Genomic DNA, 19,349 nt, shown 5'->3' with positions numbered 1-19,349 from the left:
GAGAAAGACGGCCTGGCCAAACACACCGAGGGCGGTCGCAGCGTGCGACACGACGGGAGGATTGGCGCCGTGAACCTATACTCTAGCAAGCACGCACAGCTGCAATTGGGAACGCGTACACGCTGCACGCCTGTGTTTACGCAGACGACCACAAGAGGTGTCAAGTATCACATGTTATCTGATTGCCAGATGGCACTGGCCGTGTGTCGTCTTGCAGTTTGTGCGATGGATGAAGGTCGCATGCGGTGCAAGCATGGCGATGATGGTTGTCGTTTCAGGCGTGTTCGTGTCGACGCAATCGATCAACGCTCCGTCCCCGCGGAGCCTGCGTCGCACGCGGTGGCCTCTCAGGTCTCCATGCCGCTCACCGACCCGCGCGATCCACCGCACGTGCTGTCTCTCATCTTGAAGGGTGCGCTTCCGAAAGGCGTCTCGCCGGCATTGCTCGTTCAAGCCGCTGCTGCGCGTTACCAGAATGGTATTTGCGGGCCGCGCGATTTCGGCAACATCTTCAGCAATCGCAATGGTGACAAGTTGGTTTTGTATATCAATTCGGCTTTTGCGGTTGGTCCCGCCATTCTCGATCTCATTCAACCGTGCTTGAGCATGCAGTAGACGATGTAGGAGGTGCGGAAATTCGATTACCCCGAGGTAATCAAGAACGCCGCATCCCAGGCGCAACAGCAACAGTTGCAAGCCCAGCAGGCGCAGATGCCGGGATGGCGTTGAGCACGACGTAGCACGGCGCGCGCCGCATTCGAAGATCAATACTGATCTGTCATCCAACGGACTGAACCTGCGTGGTGGCACGATTGAGATTTATGCTCATCGTGGCGCATCCCGCATGCGTCCAGGTGGATGCGCCATGTCCTCGAAGTCAGCGAAGCCTTGGTGTTCCTGGGACGAGTGCCGCGTCCAGTTGCTTGCGCAGCTGTTCGCTGCTTGGTTGAAGTGGTCGTCTGCGGCGGGTCAGCCGACGTCCGGCGTTATGTGAGGCATGGATGCGCAGGCACCCGCCGCCTCGGTCGAGCGGGCCGCGTAGTGGTTGGCGAAGCGCACATGGGTGGCGAAAGCGGCCTGCGACACCTGCGCCAACGAGGCAGCGAGGGCACCGTTGAATGCGTCACCAGCGCCGGTGGTATCCACGGTATGCGCGGCCTCGGCACCGATGCGGTAATAGGCCTGGGTGTCGCCGCGCAGGTGTTCCTCGGGGTGTGAGATGAAGGCGCCGACTGCACCCAGTGTCACCACGACGGTGCCGTCCGGCAGCAGTTTGCGGCACAGTGCGTGCAAGCTGCCGCCGTCGGTGGCGGCGACGGCGTCGGCGTCCACGCGTTCGCCGACGTGGCGCGCGAGCAGGGCGGCGGACTCGGTTTCGTTGGGGGTGAGGACGTCGGCCAGATTGAGCAAGCCGATACTGGTCTGTGCATTCGCCGGTGCGGCGTTGAGTACCGTGGTCAGACCGGCCTCGCGCGCCAGGGCCATGGTGCCTTCGATGGTCTCGATGGGCGACTCCAACTGCGCCAGCAGCACCCGCGCCGATCCCAGTAGCGCGCGCTGTGCGTGTACGAAGTCCAGGCGCAGCGCGGCGTTGGCGCCAGGGCCGACGACGATGGTGTTGTGGCCGTGTCCATCGACGTAGATGCCGCCGGTGCCGGTCGGTTCGCTGCTGACCTCGGCGACCAGGGCGATACCGTCTTGCGCGGCCAGTGCGCGTGCCATTGTACCGCCGGTGTCATTGCCCAGTGCGCAGACGAAACTGGTGTGCGCGCCGGCACGGGCCGCGGCGACTGCCTGGTTGAAACCTTTACCGCCGGGGCCGGTGCTGTAGTGCCCGGTGATGGTCGCGCCCGGCGCCGGCAGGCTTTCGCAGCGCCACACATGGTCAACATTGAACGAACCGACGACGATGACCGAACGCATAGACATGGCTGTTTCTCGATTGGAACTGGAACAAAGAACGGGGGAGTGGTGCGTAGATCCGGCTCAGGCAAAGTGCGATAGCACGCCGGCGATGGTGGCGGTCATGAAGGTGGCAATCGAGCCGCCGAGTACGGCACGCAGGCCGAAGCGTGCCAGATCGTGGCGGCGTTCTGGGGCCAGGCCGCCGATGCCGCCGATCTGGATCGCAATGGAACTGAAGTTGGCGAATCCGCACAGCGCGTAGGTGGCGATCAGCCGGCCTTCGTCGCTTAGGTGCATGCCGGGGATCTGGCCTGTCACGATCTTCGACAATTGCGTGTAGGCCACGAATTCGTTGATGACCACCTTCTGCCCGATCAGCGAACCGACGGTGGTCGCATCCGCCCACGGGGTGCCGATGACCCAGGCAATGGGTGCCAGCGCGTAGCCGAAGAGGGTGGATAGGTCGGTTGGGTGGCCGATTGTCCGGGCCAGCCCGGTGACGTCGCCGAACCAGGTCAGCGGCGCATTGATTAGCGCGATCAACGCGATGAAGGCCAGCAGCATCGCTCCGATGTTCAGCGCCAGGCGCAAACCGTCGCCGGCACCGGCGGCAGCGGCGTCGATCACGTTACTGGTGGTTTTCTCTACCGCTATCTTGACCGTGCCGTGGGTCAGCGGCGTCGCGGTTTCCGGGACCAGCAGTTTGGCGACGACCAGGGTGGCCGGCGCGGCCATGATGCTTGCCGCCAGCAGGTGCTTGGCGTAGAACGCCTGCTCGACCGGATCGCCGCCGCCGAGCATGCCCACGTAGGCGGCCAACACGCCGCCGGCGATGTGCGCCATGCCGCCGATCATCATCGTCAGTAATTCCGATTCGGTCATCTTCGCAATGTACGGACGTACCGTCAGCGGCGCTTCGGTCTGGCCGATGAAGACGCTGGCGCAGACGCTGGTGGTTTCTGCACCGGACACGCGCATCACGTTGGTGATCGCCCAGGCCATCAGCCTGACCAGCGTCTGCATCACGCCTAGGTGGTACAGCACGCCCATCAACGCGGAGAAAAAGATGATGGTCGGCAGCACTTGGAAAGCGAAGATGAAGCCGTAGGTTTTGCTATCCAGCAGGGTGCCGAAGATGAAGCTGGAGCCATCGTTGACGAAGCTCAGCACCTTCACGAATCCACGGCCCAGCCAGTCGAACACGTCGCGCCCGCCGGGCACTAGCAGCACCAATGCAGCGAAGCCGATCTGCAGGATCAAACCGGTCGTCACCAGCTTCCAATCCACCGCGTGGCGGTTGTTGGAGAACAGCCAGGTGATTCCGATCAGCACCGCCAGTCCGAACAGGCCGAAGCCGACCCTTCCCAAACCCTCGACCATCTGCGTCCCCTGGCCCGCACAAAGGAGGGAAGCCTAGTGCAGGGTGGCACAGGCGGCAAGGCGCGTTGTTTTCAGCGCACGCCTTGTCGCAACGCGCTTCAACTGGCTTGGCACTCATTTCGATGTCGATCGCTCTAGACTGTGCAACCGTCCACCGGCCGTATAAGGGGCCGACATCGCAGGAGGAATTGCCATGCTTTACCGTCGTCTTGGTAGTACGGGGTTGCAGCTGTCGGCGCTGTCGTTCGGTGCCTGGATTAACTTCGGCGGAGAGGCAGGCCGCGACGAAGCACGCGATTTGATCGCCGCCGCCTGGGATCACGGGGTCAATTTTTTCGATAACGCCGAGGTTTACGCGCACGGTCGCGCCGAACAGGTGATGGGTGATGTGATCGCCGACCTGCGCCTGCCCCGCGATGGTTACTGTGTGTCCAGCAAGGTCTACTTCGGTGCAGTCGAGACGCCGCGTCCGACTCAGCGCGGCTTATCGCGCAAGCACATCACTGACGCCTGCCATGCCGCGCTCAAACGTCTGCGGGTGGATTATCTGGACCTGTACTACTGTCACCGCCCCGATCTGGACACCCCGGTTGAGGAAACCGTGCGCGCGATGGACGCGTTGATCCGGCAGGGCAAGGTGTTGTATTGGGGCACCTCCGAATGGCCGGCCGAGCGCATCCGCGAAGCGGCGCAGGTGGCGCGCGCGCTTGGCTTGCACGCGCCGTCGATGGAGCAGCCGCAGTACAACCTGCTGCATCGTCAGCGCGTGGAGCAAGAGTACGCGCCGCTCTATGCCGAACTCGGTCTGGGCACCACGATCTGGTCGCCGTTGGCTTCGGGGTTGCTGACAGGCAAGTACAACGATGGGATCGATCCGGCCTCGCGGCTGGGGCAGGACCGCAACGCTTGGTTGCAACAGGAAGTGATCGGACCGCCGGCGCAGCGCCGGGTCGCGCGCGCGCGCGCCTTCACCGCGCTGGCCGCCGCCGAGGGCGTGGCCCCGGCGGTGTTGGCGATTGCCTGGTGTTTGCGTCACCCGCATGTGTCCACGGTGATCCTCGGCGCCAGCCGGGTCGCGCAATTGCTGGAAAATTTCAGTGCGCTGGACTGGGCCGGACGCGAGGATGCGGCGTTGTGGGAGAGGGTCGAGGCTGCCCTGGAGTGAGCATGGGCATGGGGGGGGGCGCCTTGCGCCCGTCCGAGCGCGAATGCTGGCGATTCAATTTGCTTTAACTTTCAAAATTGAGATTTCGATTTTTAATTTGAATTATTTTAATGAGGATGGATCTTGATTAGCAACTGAGAATCATTATCATTGGATCGACCCTTTGGAAGGAGTTCGACTATGACCGCCCAACCCGTTTTGCTACGTCGTCCCGAGATCCTGAGCCTGCCCGAACGTGTGCTGTCGCGCGCGATGCCAGTCGACGCACCTGTCACGAGCCAGTCGCTGCTCAACGGCCGCCGTGAAGTGCTGATCCAGCACGGCGACCGCATCTATCGCCTGCGTCATACCAGTAACGACAAACTCATTCTGACCAAGTGATGTCCGTCCGGCTGCGTTGGACGTCTTCTCTGCGTCCATCGCGTCGGCTACGCAGCCGCGATCTTCCTCTCCTCCTCTCTACGTTGCACCGCGCGGCCTTGTGCCGCGTTGGCGCAAGCCCTTTGCGAAACCGATGACGTCATGTTCCGTACCGTTGCGCTAACCAGCGCGCTATGGCTGGCTCTCAATGGCGATGCGCACGCCGCTTCCGATTCCGCCGCGGTGAATGCGACCCCGCGCGACTTGGACCGCCTGCAAGTCACGGCCACGCGCACCCAGCGCGCGATCGTGGACGTGCCGGGCAGCATCGATGTGATCGACCGCGAGCAAATGGACCAGACAATGGTGCATGACCTGAAGGATCTGCTGCGTTACACCCCGGGCGTGTCCGCGACCGTCAACAGTGGTCGCTTCAGCGGCATCGGCGGCATCCGCATTCGTGGCCTGGATGGAAATCGGGTGTTGATCCTGACCGACGGCGTCCCGGTCTCGGACAGCTTCAGCTTCGGCAGTTATCTCAACGCCAACCGCAATGGCGTGGACATGGAGATGCTCAAGCGGGTGGAGATCGTGCGTGGCCCGGCCAGCGCGTTGTATGGTTCGGATGCGCTCGGCGGCGTGGTCGCCTACGTCACCAAGGATCCGGCCGACTACCTGGCAGCGGACAAGGATCACGACGTTTGGCTGAAATCCGGTTACGAAAGCGAGTGGAAGGGGGTCTTCGCCAGCGCGTTGCTTGCCGAAGGCGGTGAGCGCTGGAGCGGCCTGGTCACAGTCAGCCACCGCCAGGGCCAGGAAAGCGAGAATCAGGGCGGCAATCGCAGCATTGGCGCCGCGCGCACCGCGCCCAATCCGCTCGATCGCGACGGCCGCAGTCTGCTCGGCAAACTGGTGTATAGGCCCAGCGCCAATCAGCGGTTCAAGCTGACCGTGGACGCCAACGAGGACAATGCGCGGATCGATGCGCTGAGCAATGTCGGTGCCAACATCCTGTCCCAACGCGGACGCGATCACCAGACCCGCGTGCGGGTGTCGCTGGCCCACGAGGCCGAACAGCTCGATCGCGCGTTCGTCGACGATCTGCAGTGGCAGTTGTATCGCCAGGACAGCCGGAGCCTGCAGCGCACCGACGAACACCGCAGCAACGGTACGCTGCGGCACATGCAACACGATTTCGATCAGCGCATGTCCGGGCTGCAGGCCAACCTGCACAAGCAGGTGGATCGCGGCAGCATTGTGCACGACATCAGCTACGGCATCGACCTGTTGCAGACCGATACGCGCGAAGAGCGCGACGGCCAGACGCAGAACTTGCGCACCGGCGCCATCAGCAAGACCGTGGGCATAGAGACGCTCCCTGTGCGCGATTTCCCGATGACCACGACGCTCAAGGCCGGCGCCTACATGCAGGATGAAATGCGTCTGGCCGATGGCCGTTTCAGTCTGATTCCGGCGCTGCGCGCGGACTATTATCGGCTTTCACCACAGATGGATACGATCTTCGCGACCGGTAATCCCGCAGTGGCGGTGAAGAAAATAGGTACAACCAACGTCTCGCCTAAGCTCGGTGCAGTCTGGCGCCTGGACGATGCCTGGTCGGTGTTCGCCGATTACGCGCATGGCTTTCGTGCACCGCCCTATAACGATGTCAATATCGGCTTCACTAATCTGATGGTCGGTTATACCGCGATCGCCAATCCGGACCTGAAGCCGGAGACGAGCAAGGGCATCGAACTGGGCGTGCGTTATGTCAGCGATGTCGGCTATTTCGGTCTGAGCGGCTATCGCAACGACTATCGCAACTTTATCCAGTCATACAGTTTCGTCGGCTTTAATGCCGATGGCCTGATGTTGTACCAGTCGCGCAATGTTGATCGCGTCGCAATCGACGGTGTGGAAGCCAAGGCCGGGATCGATGCCGGCGCTTTCGATCCGCGCTGGGTTGGCTGGTCGCTGCGTGCCAGCGCCGCCTATGCACGCGGCGACAACAAGACCGACGACGCGCCGCTCAACTCGGTGGAGCCGCTGCGCGGCGTGCTTGGGTTGGCGTACGAGCGCGATGCTTGGGGCGCGCAACTTGTCGGCACTGTTGTGGCGAAGAAGCACCGGCCGCAGTCGCCGACCTACTACACGCCGTCAGGCTACGCGACGCTGGACTTGCTCGCGCACTGGGCCATCACGCCCGGCGCGCGGCTCAATGTCGGCGTGTTCAACGTGACGGATCGCCGCTACATCGACTGGGACATGCTGCCCAGCGCAACGTTGGCTAACAGCACCGTGCTGGATCGTTACACCGGGGCCGGGCGCAACCTGTCGATCAGCCTAGCGTTGGATTGGTAGCGGGGGATGCATACGGCCTCGTTCCCTGGCACTGGCAGCGGCTGCGCCTGTGACCGGCGCGTTTTCTCTTCCTCCACCACGACCCGACCACACACCATACGATGAACGCAACGTATCCGCTCCCGCTCCTGCTGCTTGTCAGCACCGTTCCCGCCCACGCCGAGGACGCCGCGCCGGTGCGCGACCGTGCCTGCATCCTGGCGATGCAGGGCGAATACACAGTAAATTTTGCCTTCGACGAGACAGTGTTGCTGCAACCCGGTTACAAGCGCGCGCCGCCGCAGCGCAGCGGTGGCGACGAACTGGTGGTCGTGGTCGAGGACAGCCCGCGCAAGGTGGTATTGCAACATCTGCTGGTAGACACCAAGAGCGGTCACGTGACCAAGCACTGGCGCCAGGAATGGATCTACGAAGCGTCGCAGCGCTTCGAATTCAGCGCCGAGCAGACTTGGCAGGTGCGCCCACTCGCCGCAGCGGCGACGCGCGGTGCGTGGACCCAGTGCGTGTACGAGGTCAGCGATGCGCCACGCTACTGCGGCACCGGGCGCTGGGACTATGCAGACGGCCATCCGACCTGGACCAGCGATCTGAGTTGGCGCCCCTTGCCGCGCCGCGAATACACCAAACGCAGCGACTACAGTGCGCTGATGGTGGTCAACCGTCACACGCTGACCCCGGCTGGCTGGACCCACGAACAGTTCAACACCAAAGTCAGGCGCATGCCGGACGGAAGCCAGCACGACATTGCGCGCGAGTTTGGCTTCAATGATTACGTCAAGACAAAGGACGTCGATTTCGCGCCGGCCTATGCCTACTGGAAGGCGACGCGGGACTACTGGGCCAGGGTGCGCGCGCGTTGGGACAAATGGCTCGGCACCGGGCCCGGCGTGCATCTGAAAACCGGGCGCGATGGCATGGCGATGATCGTGCCGCTGTTCGCGCAGGCCGAGACCGTGCAGCAGGGCAAACCGGTGACCGATGCGCAGATCGATGCGGTGTTCGCGCAATGGGTGGAACCCGCGCCGACCACGCGCTGAGCGCACACCCGGCGTCAGCGCCCACGGTGTCGGCGCCGGTCGCGTTCACTGCTCGCGTAGTGCCAACGCCGGCGGCGTGCGCAAGATGCGCCACGTCCCCGACCAGCCGGCGAGCAGGCTCAATGCCACACCGCCGAGGCCGCCAAGCAGCAGTGCTGGCCATGGCGGCGTCAGGGTCAGCTCGAAGGCTTGCCGGGCGACCACCACGCCGATGATCGCCGCCGCGCCGACCGCCAGGAGCGCGGCGATCAGGCCGAGTGCACCGAATTCCACCAGGACCGCGCCGCGCAGTTGCCCACGGCGTGCACCCAGCGTGCGCAATACCGCGCTGTCGTAGCGGCGCTCGCCAGCGGTCGCTTGCAATGCTGACAGCAGCACCAAGGTGCCAGCCAGCAGGCTGAAACCCATGACCACTTGCACGGCCTGCGCCACGCGATCGATGACTTCCCGCACCCGTTGCAGGATTGCATCGATGTCCAGTAACGACACGTTCGGGTATGTGCGGCTGAGGATGCTCAGTTTGACTGCGGAGGTGCGTGGCAGATGGAACGCGCAGATCAGGTTGTACGGCGCATCCTGCACCGCACCGGCGTTGAGCAGCAGGAAGAAGTTGGCTCGGAACGAATCCCAGTCGGCCTTGCGCACGCTGGTCACCGTGAAGCTGCGCTGCTGCTCGCCGAGCAACAAGGTGATGCGATCGCCGAGTCGCAGGTCGTAGCGCCGCGCCCAGGCTTCTTCCACCGATGCCTCGGCCGCAGTGCTGCTCGCGCTCCAAAAGCGGCCTGACAACAAACGGTTGGCGGGTGGGAACTGGTGTCGCCAGGAGAAGTTGATCGGACGGTCGGCGGTATCGCCGTCGTCGTCTGGCCCTTGCGTGTGGCGTCGTGGTGGCTTGCCGTTGATCGCCACCAGTTTGCCGGTGCTCAATGGCTCCGCCGTCGGATCGGCGATGCCGAGTCCACGCAAGGTGGCGAGTACTGGCCCAGCTTGTTCGGGCTGGATGTTCATCAGGAAATAATTCGGTGTGTTCGCTGGCAAGCGCTCACGCCATTGTCCGAGCAGGCCGGGTCCGATCACCGCCAGCAACAGCAAGGCGCACAACGACAGCGACAGGCCCACCAATTGCACCACGCTCAATGCGCGGCGTCGGGTCAGCGCTGCCAGGCCCAGTTTCCAGGGACCACGCAGGCGCGACTGCAATCGCCGCAGTAACGCCAGCAGCACGCTGCCGAGCAAGGCAGCGAGCGTCGCCAACAGGCTCAGTCCGCCCAGGACCCATGCCGCCAGCGCGCCGTCGCCGGTGGCGTAGACCGCCAGCACCACGGTGGCGACCAGGGCGGCGCTATAGACCAGCAGCGAGGTTGGCGGCAGGGCGGCGAAGCTACGGTTGAGCACGCGCATCGGCGGCACGCCGCGTAAGCGCAACAGCGGCGGCAGGCCGAAGCCGAGCAATAGCAACAGGCCGATGCCGGCGCCGCTCAGTGCCGGTGCCGCGTGCGGCAGCGGCAGCCGGTCGGGGATCAGGTTGCCCAGTGCTGCGACCAAACCGAGTTGTGTCAGCATGCCCAGACCCACGCCGAGCGCGCAGGCCGGAATCGCCAGCAGCAGCAATTGCAGTGCCAATGCGCCGAGAATGTCGCGCTGGCGCGCGCCCAGGCAGCGGAGTATCGCCACGCTGTCGATGCGCTGCAGCGCGAAACGGTTGGCGGCCAGCGCCGTGGCGACGCCGGCCAATAGCACCGCCAGCAATGCCGTTAGCGCCAGGAAGCGTCCGGCGCGGTCGAAGGTGCCGCGTATGCCGCGCTGGCTGTCTTCGATCCCGATCAGGCGCAATGCCTTGGCGCGCGGTGCCAGCCATGCACGCAGGGCGGCGATCTCCTTCGCAGGGCCGATGAACATCAACCGGTAGGAGGCGCGGCTGCCGGGGCCGAGTAGGCCGGTGGCATCGATGTCGGCACGGTTCACCAGCAGTGGCGGCGACAGTTGCATCAACTCGCCGGAAGCGTCCGGTTCGGCGCGCAAAACCCGGGTGACGCGCACGCTGCCGGCACCCAATTCCAGCGCATCCCCGAGCCGCAGGCCCAGTGCATCGAGCAGGCGCGGATCTGCATAGGCCTGGCCGCGCGGAGGCGGTCCGGCGGTTTCGCTATCGGTACTGGCGCGCTCGCGCGCCACCCGCAGTTCCCCGCGCAAGGGATAACCGTCGCTCACTGCCTTGATGGTGGCCATCTGGCTGGCGTCGCCATGGAACAGCACGCTCGGGAAGCTGACCACCCGGGTGCTACGCAGGCCACGGCGCTGCGCCTCCTGGGCGAAAGCGGCGGGAATGTCCTGGCGTCCGCTGACCCCGAGATCGCCGCCGATCACCTCCGCCGCGCTTGCGGTCAGTGCCAGGGTGACGCGGTCGACCAGTGTGCCGACTGCGGTCATCACCGCTACCCCCAACACCAGGGCGGCGAACACGGTCAGCAGGTCGCCGGCGAACAACTCGCGACGTAGGGCGCGTGTGGCATGGCGCAGCAGGTTCATGCGCCGGGCGCCGTGTCGGCGACGCGCAAGCGGCCACCGTCGAGCCGGTAGCGATGCGCGCAGCGCTGCGCCAGGCGCAGGTCGTGGGTCACCAGCACCAGCGTGGTGTCGTTGCTGGCGTTGAGCGCGAACAGTAGGTCGCTGATCTGCTGTCCGGTGGCTTGGTCGAGGCTGCCGGTGGGTTCATCGGCGAACAGAATCCGCGGCCGCGCCACGAACGCGCGCGCCAGCGCCACGCGCTGCTGCTCGCCGCCGGACAACTGCCGTGGATAGTGTTTGGCGCGCGCGCTCAGGCCAACCGCCTCCAGCACCTCGCGGACCCGTACCGGCTCTTCGCGTCCGGCCAGTTCCAGCGGCAGCGCGATATTTTCCGCCGCCGTCAGCGACGGTAGCAGGTGGAAACTCTGGAACACGAAGCCGACCGCGCGTGCGCGCAGCGCGGCCCGCGCTTCCTCGTCGAGAGCGTTGAGGGGCTGCCCAGCGAGCAGAATGTCGCCGCGCGTGGGCAGATCCAGACCGGCGAGCAGGCCGAGCAGGGTCGTCTTGCCGGAGCCGGACGCACCGACGATGGCGACACTGTCGCCTTCACCGATGGTCAATCCGACCTTGTCGAGAATGTGGACCGTGCCCTCCGGTCCGCTGACGGATTTGCTGACATCGCGCACATCGATGGCGATGCCGGTGCGGGGAGTGGGGGTCTGACTGTCGATGAGGGAATCTCCGAATGATGCGTGGCGATGCGACGAGAAGGAGGTTGGCCTGGATGCATAGTGCATGGCTGTGGCTGGCATGGTGTGTGTTACTGCCCATCATCGCCTGTGCCAAAGATGCCACGGGACCGGTGCTGGTGGTGGGCGACAGCCTAAGCGCCGCGCACAATATCCCGGTCGAATCCGGTTGGGTGGCGCTGCTGGACAAGCGCATGCATCAGCAACTGCGGACAGCGCCAGTGGTGGTCAATGCAAGTATCAGTGGCGAGACCTCCTCCGGTGCGTTGACCAGATTGCCGGCCCTGCTGCAGAAGCATCAGCCCTCGGTGGTGGTCATCGAACTCGGTGGCAACGACGCGCTGCGCGGCCTCGCGCCCGCAGAATTACGCGCCAACTTGGAGCGAATGATCGTGTTGAGCCGTCGTGCCGGCGCGAAGGTCTTGCTGCTGGGCATCGATGTACCGCCGAACTATGGGCCGGCGTATCGCCAGCGGCTGCGCGCGGTCTACGCCGATCTGGCCGCACAGTACCGGACCGGGCTGTTGCCGTTCCTGCTGGAGGGGGTGGCACTGCATCCGACGCTGATGCAGGACGATGGCTTGCATCCCACCGCCGCCGCTCAGTCGAAGGTTCTGGATAACGTATGGTCAAAACTCAAGCCATTGATTAATAAGTAAATTTTTTCAATTCCGAATGAATCGCAACGATCTTCACACTGTCACCACCTCGCATCGATCATGTTTCACAAAGCTGAAGAATAGGGGATGGGGTTATGCGTCAGAACAAGGAAACATCAGGGCTTGTCTTGGTCGTTGAGGACAACCGCAACATTTCCGAGATGATCGGTGAGTATTTAGAAGGGCGCGGATTCGAAGTGGATTACGCCTGCGATGGTTTGGATGGCTACCGCCTTGCGGCGGAGAACAGCTACGACGTGGTCGTGCTGGATCTGATGCTGCCGCGTCTGGACGGCATCGAGGTGTGTCGCCGCTTGCGCAACGATGCGCGCAAGTCCACCCCGGTGCTGATGCTGACCGCGCGCGATACGCTCGACGATAAACTTACCGGTCTTGGCTTTGGTGCAGACGATTACCTGACCAAGCCGTTCGCCATCCAGGAATTGGAGGCGCGCTTGCGCGCGTTGATCCGTCGCGAGCGTCGTCAGGTCGGTGCGGAAGTGCTGAAAGTGGCGGATCTGGTGCTGGATCCAGTGAGCATGCGTGCCACCCGCGCCGGTAGCGAATTGCAGTTGTCGCCGATTGGCCTGCGCCTGCTGACCATTTTGATGCGCGAATCGCCGCGTGTGGTCACACGCCAAGAGATTGAGCGTGAGATCTGGGGCAATGGTTTGCCCGATTCGGACACGCTGCGCAGTCATCTGTACAACCTGCGCAAAATCATCGACAAACCCTTCGACCGCCCGCTGCTGCACACCGTGCAGAGTGCCGGCTACCGCATCGCCGACATCGCCCAACCGATGAGTTGAGCCTGCGGCTGATCGTGGCGTGCAAGCGGCCCCAGTGGATGGGGCCGCTTGCACGAAGGGCTCACGATCACTCTTTCTATAATCGCGGCAACGATCATGGACGCTGCAATGCCGCACAGTTTATCGCGTAAATTCCGCTTGCCCCTGATCGCCCGCGTCCTGTTCGCGGGCTGTGTCCTCGCGCTCGCCAGTTATCTGGTGGTGGTGATTGTGCAGTATTCGTTGGTCGGCTCGATCCTGCACGAGGAAGCACGCCATTACTGGCAGTTGCGCGCGCAACTGCCGCAACAGCCGCCGCCGAACAGCCATAGCCTGCGCGGTTATCTGGTGCCACCCGGGCAGTCGGACATTGGTGTGCCGGCCAGCTTGCGCACCTTGGCGCCTGGTATGCAGGTGAATCGTCCCGGCGGCGAAATTGTGTTGGTCGACCAGACGCCGGCCGGACGCCTGTATCTGGTGTTCATGCGTGCGCAAGTGCAACGCCTCATATTCTGGTTCGGGGTCGTGCCGGTTGTGTTGATCCTGGTCGCGGTGTTGCTGTTTGCCTGGCTGACCTGGCGTGCCTCCCGGCGTTTGCTGTCGCCAGTGATCTGGCTGGCGCGTCATGTCTCGCAATGGGATCCGCGTTATCCGGTCGCCGCCGAGTTGGCGCCGGAAAATCTGCCGGCCGAGGTACAGGGCGAGTCGCGGCAATTGGCCCTGGCGCTGCATGCGCTGGCGCAACGCGTCACGGAGCATGTCGCGCGCGAGCACAATTTCACCCGCGACGCGAGCCACGAATTGCGTACGCCGCTGACGGTGATCCGCGTCGCCACCGACATCGCGATGACCGATCCCGACTTGCCGCCACGCTTGAACCGCAGCTTGCAACGCATTCAGCGCGCCGGGCGCGACATGGAAGCGGTGATCGATGCATTTTTGATCCTGGCGCGCGAAGCGGATGTTGTGCCGCAGAGCGAGACCTTCGAGGTCGCCGACGTGATCGAATACGAGCTCGAGAATGCGCGCGAGTTGCTGAGCGGCAAGCCGGTTGCGCTGAGCGTGCGTGTGCTTGCCCCTGTGCGCTTGCATGCGCCGCCACGGGTGTTGCACGTGGTCATGAGCAACCTGCTGCGCAACGCTTGCAGCTACACCGATGCCGGTCGCATCGAAGTGGAGGTCGCAGAAGACCGGATCAGCATCCGCGATACCGGCATCGGTATGTCAGACGACGCGTTGCAGCGTGCCTTCGAGCCATTCTTCCGCGCCGAGTCAGATCGGCCGCAGGGAACTGGGCTTGGCTTGTCGATTGTGCATCGGTTGTGTGACCGCTTTGGCTGGCGGGTCGGGCTGGAAAGCGCCGAGGGCGGTGGCATCACCGCCACGGTGTGTTTCGATCCGGCCAAGTGAGCGCTGCGTCCGACGGTCGTTGCGGTTCCAGCGTTGATGGCACACGATCAACCGCAGCTTATTCGCGAATGGAAGATCATGCTGCAGCTGCCGCAGGCGGGGAAATCCACCATGCGCTCGGCGCAGGAGCGCGGCTTATGGCAAAATCGGCGCGTACCCGGCTTCGCCATTGCCCATGACCGTTCTCCTCCGGCCTTCGTCGTTGCATCCGCATTGCGCAGGGCTGCGCTGAGCCATGGCCGACCAATTCGGGCACGTGCCGCGTGGACCGCGTCGTATGCTGATGGCGACGCGCTGGTCGTTGCAGGGCTTGCGTGCGGCTTGGCTGCATGAGTCCTCGTTCCGCCTGGAAGTGTGCCTGTGCGTGCTGCTGGCGCCATTGGCGCTGTGGTTGGGGCAGGGGCCGGTGCAGCAGATCTTGATGATCGGCTCGCTGCTGCTGGTGCTGGCGGTGGAGTTGCTCAATTCCGCGATCGAGGCGGTGATCGAGCGCTACGGTCCGGAACATCACGAACTGGCCGGTCGGGCCAAGGACATGGGCTCGGCGGCGGTGTTCCTGATGTTGGGCAATGCGGTGCTGTGCTGGGGGTTGATCCTGCTGCCGCGCATGCTGTGATTCTTCCCGGTCTTCTCCATCGTCAAAGGATGTGCCCGCATGGCCCTTGAATTCCTCGCCGATCCCAACACCTGGGTCACGCTGCTGACGTTGAGCGCGTTGGAAATCGTGCTGGGCATCGACAACCTGGTGTTCATCTCCATTGCGGTGGGCAAGTTGCCGCAGGCCCAGCGTCCGGGTGCGCGCAGGTTCGGCATCGCGTTGGCGTGCCTGACCCGCATCGCGTTGCTGGTGTCGTTGGCGTTCCTGGCGCGGATGCAGGGCGAACTGTTCAGCGTTGCCGGCATGGGCATTTCGATCCGCGACCTGGTATTGATCCTCGGCGGCCTGTTCCTGCTGGTGAAGGGAAGTATGGAGATCCGCGAGTTGATCGTCGGTAGCGAGGAGGCCGATCCCGGCACCGGCAAGGTGTCCGCTGTGTTCTGGATGGTGATCGCGCAGATCGCGGTGATCGACATCGTGTTCTCGCTGGATTCGGTGATTACCGCAGTGGGCATGGCGCAGCACATTCCGGTGATGATCGCCGCGGTGTTGCTCGCGGTGGCGGTGATGCTACTGGCGGCCAATCCGTTGGGCCGCTTCATCGATGCCAACCCGACGGTGAAGATGCTGGCGTTGGCCTTCATCCTGATGATCGGCGTGGTGCTGATCCTGGACGGCTTGGACGTGCACGTACCCAAGCCCTATATCTATGCGGCGATGGGGTTCTCTGTGCTGGTGGAATGGTTGAATCTGCTGATGCGTCGGCATGCCGCTGCGCACGAGGTGCGGGGCGCCGGCAAGCGCTGAGTCGGGCAATCCCCGCTGAATGCGGACGATGTGAGATACCTGCTCGCGGTGGGTGAGCGGCTGCGCTGTGACCTGCCCGCAGATGAAGCGGTCTGTGTCGATGCCAATGGCGATGCGGTGTCGGTGGCAGAATAGGCAATCTTTGCCTCCCGGCTCACGTCTCCCTATGACCTATCTCCACCAGATCGATCCCATCGCTTTCTCGCTCGGCCCGGTGAAAGTGCACTGGTATGGTTTGATGTACCTGGCCGGGTTCGTATCGGCTTGGTGGCTGGGACGCAGCCGGATCCGTGCCGGGCGCCTGCCGGGCACGGATGCGGACGGGTTCTCCGACCTGCTGTTCTACGCGATGCTCGGCGTGGTGCTGGGCGGACGCATCGGCTACATGCTGTTCTACGCGTTGCACGATGTCCTTGCCGATCCGTTGTTGGTGTTCAAGGTATGGGATGGTGGCATGAGCTTCCACGGTGGCCTGATCGGCGTACTGGTCGCCTCGGCGTGGTGGACGCGCAAGGCGCGCCTGCATTTCTTCGACACCATGGATTTCATCGCCCCCTTGGTTCCGCTGGGGCTGGGATTCGGTCGCATCGGTAACTTCGTCGGCGGCGAGTTGTGGGGCAAGTTCACCGACGCGGGCTGGGGGGTGATCTTTCCGCGTGCGCCGGAACTGCAGTATTGGCCGATGGCACAGATTCAGGCGCAATACGCCGCCGGCGCGTTGGACAAGTTCGCACGGCATCCCTCGCAGCTCTATGAGGCGGCGTTGGAAGGTCTGGCGATGTTCGCGGTGTTGTGGACATTCTCGATGAAGCCGCGTGCGCGTTACGCCGTGTCTGGCCTGTTCGCGCTTTTATACGGCGTATTCCGTTTCGCGGTGGAGTTCGTGCGCGTGCCGGATGCACCGATCGGCTATCTGGCGTTTCACTGGTTGACCATGGGGCAGATCTTGAGTACGCCACTGATTCTGTTCGGTCTATTCTTGTTGTGGCGCTCGCGTAGCGCACCAGTACTGCAGCCAGTGCCGCCGATGGAGGTTGCCAAATGACCCCGTATCTGGAGTTGTTGCGTCATGTGCTCACACATGGCGCGGAGAAGTCCGACCGCACCGGAACCGGTACGCGCAGCGTGTTCGGTTGGCAGATGCGCTTCGATCTCAATGCGGGCTTTCCCCTGGTCACCACCAAAAAGCTGCATCTGCGTTCGATCGTGCATGAGTTGCTGTGGTTCCTGAAAGGCGAGACCAACATCGCCTACCTCAAGGACAATAAGGTCAGCATCTGGGACGAGTGGGCCGATGCGCAGGGCGAACTCGGCCCGGTGTACGGCAAGCAGTGGCGGCGCTGGGCCGGTGCCGACGGTCGCGAGATCGACCAGATGCAGTGGCTGGTGGACGAGATCAAGCGTAATCCGGATTCGCGCCGACTGGTGGTTAGTGCCTGGAATGTGGCCGAGCTGCCGCAGATGGCGTTGATGCCGTGCCACAGCTTGTTCCAGTTCTACGTGGTCGACGGCAAACTCAGTTGCCAGTTGTACCAGCGCAGCGGCGATATTTTCCTCGGCGTGCCGTTCAATATCGCCAGCTATGCGTTGCTCACGCACATGGTGGCGCAGGCCACTGGCCTGGGCGTGGGCGATTTCGTGCATACACTGGGGGATGCGCATTTGTATTCCAACCACTTCGCGCAGGCGCGCGAGCAGTTGGCGCGCACGCCGCGGCCGTTGCCGAGGTTGCGTCTGAATCCGGCAGTCACCGATCTGTTTGCCTTCACTTACGACGACATCGCGATCGAAGGCTACGATCCGCATCCGGCGATCAAAGCGCCGGTAGCGGTATGAGTGCCGGCAAGTCACCGCGCGCCGGGCGCTCGGTTTTTGCGCAGGAAAAGTTCGCAGATCACCTAATGGCGGTCGCCACTGGTGTATCGGTCAGTCTGATCAGTGGCCTGTTGGTGCTGCCGCTCCTGGGAATTGCCAGGATGATGCTCTTCCCCGGTCAGCAGTTGACACTGGAAGGAATGCTTTTGGCAGTTTCCGCCCATCCTTTCCAGTCTTCTCTTTTCTTGGCTTTTTATTTCTTGGTCTTGATCTTCATTGAGATGGTGCGCAAGGTTGCAGCCAGGTACTACGACGAAGTCGATCGGGTTTCCAGGAGTAGTCGGGGCGCGCGTTCATGGTCGCGTTGACGCTGTTCGCGGCGATCGACAAGGCCAATGCCATCGGTCGCGACAACGACCTGCCGTGGCGGCTACCGGACGATTTGAAGCGCTTCAAAGCGTTGACTCTGGGCAAGCCAGTGCTGATGGGGCGCAAGACCGCGCAGTCGCTGGGGCGCGCACTGCCGGGGCGATTGAATCTGGTCATGACTCGATCGGGACATGTGCCGTTCGCGGACATGCAGCCTGTGGCGTCGTTGCGGGCGGCGCTCGATGCGGTCCGGGATGCCGGTGCCACGGAACTGGCGGTCATCGGCGGTGGCGATATTTTCGCCATGACGCTGCCGCTGGCCGGACGGCTGTACCTGACCCATGTCGATACGCTGGTCGATGGCGCCGACGCACATTTCCCTGCGTTCGACCCGGCGCAGTGGGAGGTGCTGGCACGGCAACCGCATCCGGTCGATGCCCGCCACGCCTTGGCGTTCGAGTTCGTCGACTACCAGCGCCGACCGAGCGCCGTGTAGGCGCCCAGCTGTGCGAAGCGATCAGTCCTGAGCAGGCGAGGGCGTGGTCGTGCTGCGTTTCTGAGCGTTACGCTGCCGCGGCGTGCTGACGCGTGCTGCCGGTGGTGGTCCTTCGACCGCGCGCCCGGGGACTTGCACGACCTGTAGCTCCTCGCTATCCAAACGCAGTGCGGTGAGCTTGCCGCCCCAGACCGCACCGGTGTCGATGGCATGCACGCCCTGGGTGATGGTCAGGCCCAGCGCGGACCAGTGGCCGCAGACGATCTTCAGGTCGCGCTCGACCCGTCCCGGCACTTCGAACCAGGGATACAGGCCCTGTGCCTGGGTGCCGGGGGCGCCCTTTTCCTCGATGGCGATGCGACCGCGCGGAGTGCAATAGCGGGCACGGGTGAATAGGTTGATGATCGCGCGCGAACGGTCGTAGCCGGTCAGCCCCGGCGTCCATGCCGGGCGGTCGCCGTACATGTTGCGCAATAGCCTGCGGTAGCCGTTGCCGTGCAGTTGTTGCTCGACCTCGCGTGCGTGTTTTTCGGCTATGGTCGTGGTCCACTTCGGCGCGAGTCCGGCATGGATCATCATCCACCCTAGTGCGCGGTCGGCGTGCAGCAGTTTCTGCATGCGCAGCCAGGTCAGCAGTTCGTCGCGGTCTTCGGCCAGCACGATGCGCTGCAAGTCCGGGTTGACCTTGCGCTGTTCGTCCGCATTGCGTTCGCCGATCGCCAGCAGCGAGAGGTCGTGGTTGCCAAGCACCACCACGCTGTGTTCGCGCAGCGAATGCACCAGGCGCAGGGTCTCCAACGACTGCCCGCCGCGGTTGACCAGGTCGCCGCAGAACCACAGCCGGTCCAGCGCCGGATCGAAGCGAATTTTTTCCAGCAGCCGCTGGGTGATGTCGTAGCATCCCTGCAGGTCGCCGATTGCCCAGACGCTCATGCGGCCGCC

The 19,349-nt window shown here is 63.7% G+C and carries 19 protein-coding genes; 14 read left to right on the top strand and 5 right to left on the bottom strand.

Going from position 1 to position 19,349, the window contains the following annotated elements; genetic code table 11:
- The first annotated feature begins 189 nt into the window (after positions 1 to 189).
- Entirely contained in the window at positions 190 to 615 is a 426-nt protein-coding gene (locus XalbCFBP2523_RS16805; RefSeq protein WP_146084028.1) for a hypothetical protein, read from the top strand.
- A 354-nt stretch (positions 616 to 969) separates the two neighbouring features.
- On the opposite strand, the gene XalbCFBP2523_RS03725 is transcribed toward XalbCFBP2523_RS16805, so the two are convergent.
- Positions 970 to 1,923 (bottom strand): ribokinase, encoded by a 954-nt coding sequence (locus XalbCFBP2523_RS03725; protein ID WP_045766322.1) that lies wholly within the window; start codon positions 1,921 to 1,923, stop codon positions 970 to 972.
- 63 nt (positions 1,924 to 1,986) lie between these two features.
- The gene (locus tag XalbCFBP2523_RS03720) at positions 1,987 to 3,285 is read right to left on the bottom strand and encodes a NupC/NupG family nucleoside CNT transporter (protein WP_045766321.1); all 1,299 of its coding nucleotides are present in this window, start codon (positions 3,283 to 3,285) and stop codon (positions 1,987 to 1,989) included.
- A 193-nt stretch (positions 3,286 to 3,478) separates the two neighbouring features.
- Between XalbCFBP2523_RS03720 and XalbCFBP2523_RS03715 the strand changes: the two genes are divergently transcribed.
- From XalbCFBP2523_RS03715 to XalbCFBP2523_RS03700, 4 genes are all read left to right on the top strand, one after another.
- Positions 3,479 to 4,450, top strand: a complete 972-nt coding sequence (locus tag XalbCFBP2523_RS03715) for an aldo/keto reductase (protein WP_045766320.1) — start codon at positions 3,479 to 3,481, stop codon at positions 4,448 to 4,450.
- A 180-nt stretch (positions 4,451 to 4,630) separates the two neighbouring features.
- Entirely contained in the window at positions 4,631 to 4,831 is a 201-nt protein-coding gene (hemP, locus tag XalbCFBP2523_RS03710) for a hemin uptake protein HemP (RefSeq protein ID WP_012917249.1), read from the top strand.
- Positions 4,832 to 4,972: 141 nt separating this feature from the next.
- Entirely contained in the window at positions 4,973 to 7,171 is a 2,199-nt protein-coding gene (locus tag XalbCFBP2523_RS03705) for a TonB-dependent hemoglobin/transferrin/lactoferrin family receptor (protein ID WP_045766319.1), read from the top strand.
- Positions 7,172 to 7,272: 101 nt separating this feature from the next.
- On the top strand, positions 7,273 to 8,208 hold the full coding sequence (locus tag XalbCFBP2523_RS03700) for a DUF6607 family protein (protein WP_045766318.1): 936 nt from the start codon (positions 7,273 to 7,275) through the stop codon (positions 8,206 to 8,208).
- 45 nt (positions 8,209 to 8,253) lie between these two features.
- On the opposite strand, the gene XalbCFBP2523_RS03695 is transcribed toward XalbCFBP2523_RS03700, so the two are convergent.
- A complete protein-coding gene (locus tag XalbCFBP2523_RS03695; protein ID WP_045766317.1) occupies positions 8,254 to 10,737 on the bottom strand; it encodes an ABC transporter permease in 2,484 nt (827 codons plus the stop codon).
- Positions 10,734 to 11,336, bottom strand: a complete 603-nt coding sequence (locus XalbCFBP2523_RS03690) for an ABC transporter ATP-binding protein (RefSeq protein WP_045766827.1) — start codon at positions 11,334 to 11,336, stop codon at positions 10,734 to 10,736. Before XalbCFBP2523_RS03690 ends, XalbCFBP2523_RS03695 begins: the two co-directional genes overlap by 4 nt.
- A gap of 128 nt (positions 11,337 to 11,464) precedes the next feature.
- On the opposite strand from XalbCFBP2523_RS03690, the gene XalbCFBP2523_RS03685 reads away from it, so the two are divergent.
- The 9 genes from XalbCFBP2523_RS03685 (at position 11,465) to XalbCFBP2523_RS03645 (ending at position 18,407) form a co-directional block, all read left to right on the top strand.
- Complete coding sequence (locus XalbCFBP2523_RS03685; RefSeq protein WP_045766826.1) at positions 11,465 to 12,124, top strand: arylesterase; 660 nt, start codon at positions 11,465 to 11,467, stop codon at positions 12,122 to 12,124.
- A gap of 95 nt (positions 12,125 to 12,219) precedes the next feature.
- A complete protein-coding gene (locus XalbCFBP2523_RS03680; RefSeq protein ID WP_012917243.1) occupies positions 12,220 to 12,933 on the top strand; it encodes a response regulator transcription factor in 714 nt (237 codons plus the stop codon).
- Between the two features lie 108 nt (positions 12,934 to 13,041).
- A complete protein-coding gene (locus tag XalbCFBP2523_RS03675) occupies positions 13,042 to 14,322 on the top strand; it encodes a sensor histidine kinase (protein WP_045766825.1) in 1,281 nt (426 codons plus the stop codon).
- Positions 14,323 to 14,557: 235 nt separating this feature from the next.
- Positions 14,558 to 14,938 carry a diacylglycerol kinase gene (locus XalbCFBP2523_RS03670; RefSeq protein ID WP_012917241.1) on the top strand — a complete coding sequence of 127 codons (381 nt, stop codon included), beginning with the start codon at positions 14,558 to 14,560 and terminating at the stop codon, positions 14,936 to 14,938.
- 39 nt (positions 14,939 to 14,977) lie between these two features.
- Positions 14,978 to 15,727, top strand: a complete 750-nt coding sequence (locus tag XalbCFBP2523_RS03665) for a TerC family protein (protein ID WP_045766316.1) — start codon at positions 14,978 to 14,980, stop codon at positions 15,725 to 15,727.
- Positions 15,728 to 15,893: 166 nt separating this feature from the next.
- Positions 15,894 to 16,772, top strand: a complete 879-nt coding sequence (gene lgt, locus XalbCFBP2523_RS03660; protein WP_045766315.1) for a prolipoprotein diacylglyceryl transferase — start codon at positions 15,894 to 15,896, stop codon at positions 16,770 to 16,772.
- Entirely contained in the window at positions 16,769 to 17,563 is a 795-nt protein-coding gene (locus XalbCFBP2523_RS03655) for a thymidylate synthase (protein ID WP_012917238.1), read from the top strand. Before lgt ends, XalbCFBP2523_RS03655 begins: the two co-directional genes overlap by 4 nt.
- A complete protein-coding gene (locus tag XalbCFBP2523_RS03650) occupies positions 17,560 to 17,910 on the top strand; it encodes a hypothetical protein (protein WP_045757027.1) in 351 nt (116 codons plus the stop codon). Before XalbCFBP2523_RS03655 ends, XalbCFBP2523_RS03650 begins: the two co-directional genes overlap by 4 nt.
- Positions 17,898 to 18,407, top strand: coding sequence for a dihydrofolate reductase (locus XalbCFBP2523_RS03645; RefSeq protein ID WP_012917237.1), 510 nt, complete (start codon positions 17,898 to 17,900; stop codon positions 18,405 to 18,407). The genes XalbCFBP2523_RS03650 and XalbCFBP2523_RS03645 overlap by 13 nt, the downstream gene beginning before the upstream one ends.
- Positions 18,408 to 18,428: 21 nt before the next feature.
- On the opposite strand, the gene XalbCFBP2523_RS03640 is transcribed toward XalbCFBP2523_RS03645, so the two are convergent.
- Entirely contained in the window at positions 18,429 to 19,340 is a 912-nt protein-coding gene (locus XalbCFBP2523_RS03640; protein ID WP_045758435.1) for a symmetrical bis(5'-nucleosyl)-tetraphosphatase, read from the bottom strand.
- Between the last annotated feature and the right edge of the window lie 9 nt (positions 19,341 to 19,349).

Source organism: Xanthomonas albilineans, assembly GCF_002939705.1.
Classification (GTDB): Bacteria; Pseudomonadota; Gammaproteobacteria; order Xanthomonadales; family Xanthomonadaceae; genus Xanthomonas_A; species Xanthomonas_A albilineans.
Note: the sequence above shows the minus strand (reverse complement) of the source record. Positions and strands in the feature narration are given on the sequence as shown.

What these genes read in the sequence shown, in the direction of transcription:
- XalbCFBP2523_RS16805 (WP_146084028.1), top strand. Translation starts at nt 190, where the DNA reads ATGGCACTGGCCGTGTGTCGTCTTGCAGTTTGTGCGATGGATGAAGGT.
- XalbCFBP2523_RS03725 (WP_045766322.1), bottom strand. Translation starts at nt 1,923, where the DNA reads ATGCGTTCGGTCATCGTCGTCGGTTCGTTCAATGTTGACCATGTGTGG.
- XalbCFBP2523_RS03720 (WP_045766321.1), bottom strand. Translation starts at nt 3,285, where the DNA reads ATGGTCGAGGGTTTGGGAAGGGTCGGCTTCGGCCTGTTCGGACTGGCG.
- XalbCFBP2523_RS03715 (WP_045766320.1), top strand. Translation starts at nt 3,479, where the DNA reads ATGCTTTACCGTCGTCTTGGTAGTACGGGGTTGCAGCTGTCGGCGCTG.
- hemP (WP_012917249.1), top strand. Translation starts at nt 4,631, where the DNA reads ATGACCGCCCAACCCGTTTTGCTACGTCGTCCCGAGATCCTGAGCCTG.
- XalbCFBP2523_RS03705 (WP_045766319.1), top strand. Translation starts at nt 4,973, where the DNA reads ATGTTCCGTACCGTTGCGCTAACCAGCGCGCTATGGCTGGCTCTCAAT.
- XalbCFBP2523_RS03700 (WP_045766318.1), top strand. Translation starts at nt 7,273, where the DNA reads ATGAACGCAACGTATCCGCTCCCGCTCCTGCTGCTTGTCAGCACCGTT.
- XalbCFBP2523_RS03695 (WP_045766317.1), bottom strand. Translation starts at nt 10,737, where the DNA reads ATGAACCTGCTGCGCCATGCCACACGCGCCCTACGTCGCGAGTTGTTC.
- XalbCFBP2523_RS03685 (WP_045766826.1), top strand. Translation starts at nt 11,465, where the DNA reads ATGCGTGGCGATGCGACGAGAAGGAGGTTGGCCTGGATGCATAGTGCA.
- XalbCFBP2523_RS03680 (WP_012917243.1), top strand. Translation starts at nt 12,220, where the DNA reads ATGCGTCAGAACAAGGAAACATCAGGGCTTGTCTTGGTCGTTGAGGAC.
- XalbCFBP2523_RS03675 (WP_045766825.1), top strand. Translation starts at nt 13,042, where the DNA reads ATGCCGCACAGTTTATCGCGTAAATTCCGCTTGCCCCTGATCGCCCGC.
- XalbCFBP2523_RS03670 (WP_012917241.1), top strand. Translation starts at nt 14,558, where the DNA reads ATGGCCGACCAATTCGGGCACGTGCCGCGTGGACCGCGTCGTATGCTG.
- XalbCFBP2523_RS03665 (WP_045766316.1), top strand. Translation starts at nt 14,978, where the DNA reads ATGGCCCTTGAATTCCTCGCCGATCCCAACACCTGGGTCACGCTGCTG.
- lgt (WP_045766315.1), top strand. Translation starts at nt 15,894, where the DNA reads ATGACCTATCTCCACCAGATCGATCCCATCGCTTTCTCGCTCGGCCCG.
- XalbCFBP2523_RS03655 (WP_012917238.1), top strand. Translation starts at nt 16,769, where the DNA reads ATGACCCCGTATCTGGAGTTGTTGCGTCATGTGCTCACACATGGCGCG.
- XalbCFBP2523_RS03650 (WP_045757027.1), top strand. Translation starts at nt 17,560, where the DNA reads ATGAGTGCCGGCAAGTCACCGCGCGCCGGGCGCTCGGTTTTTGCGCAG.
- XalbCFBP2523_RS03645 (WP_012917237.1), top strand. Translation starts at nt 17,898, where the DNA reads ATGGTCGCGTTGACGCTGTTCGCGGCGATCGACAAGGCCAATGCCATC.
- XalbCFBP2523_RS03640 (WP_045758435.1), bottom strand. Translation starts at nt 19,340, where the DNA reads ATGAGCGTCTGGGCAATCGGCGACCTGCAGGGATGCTACGACATCACC.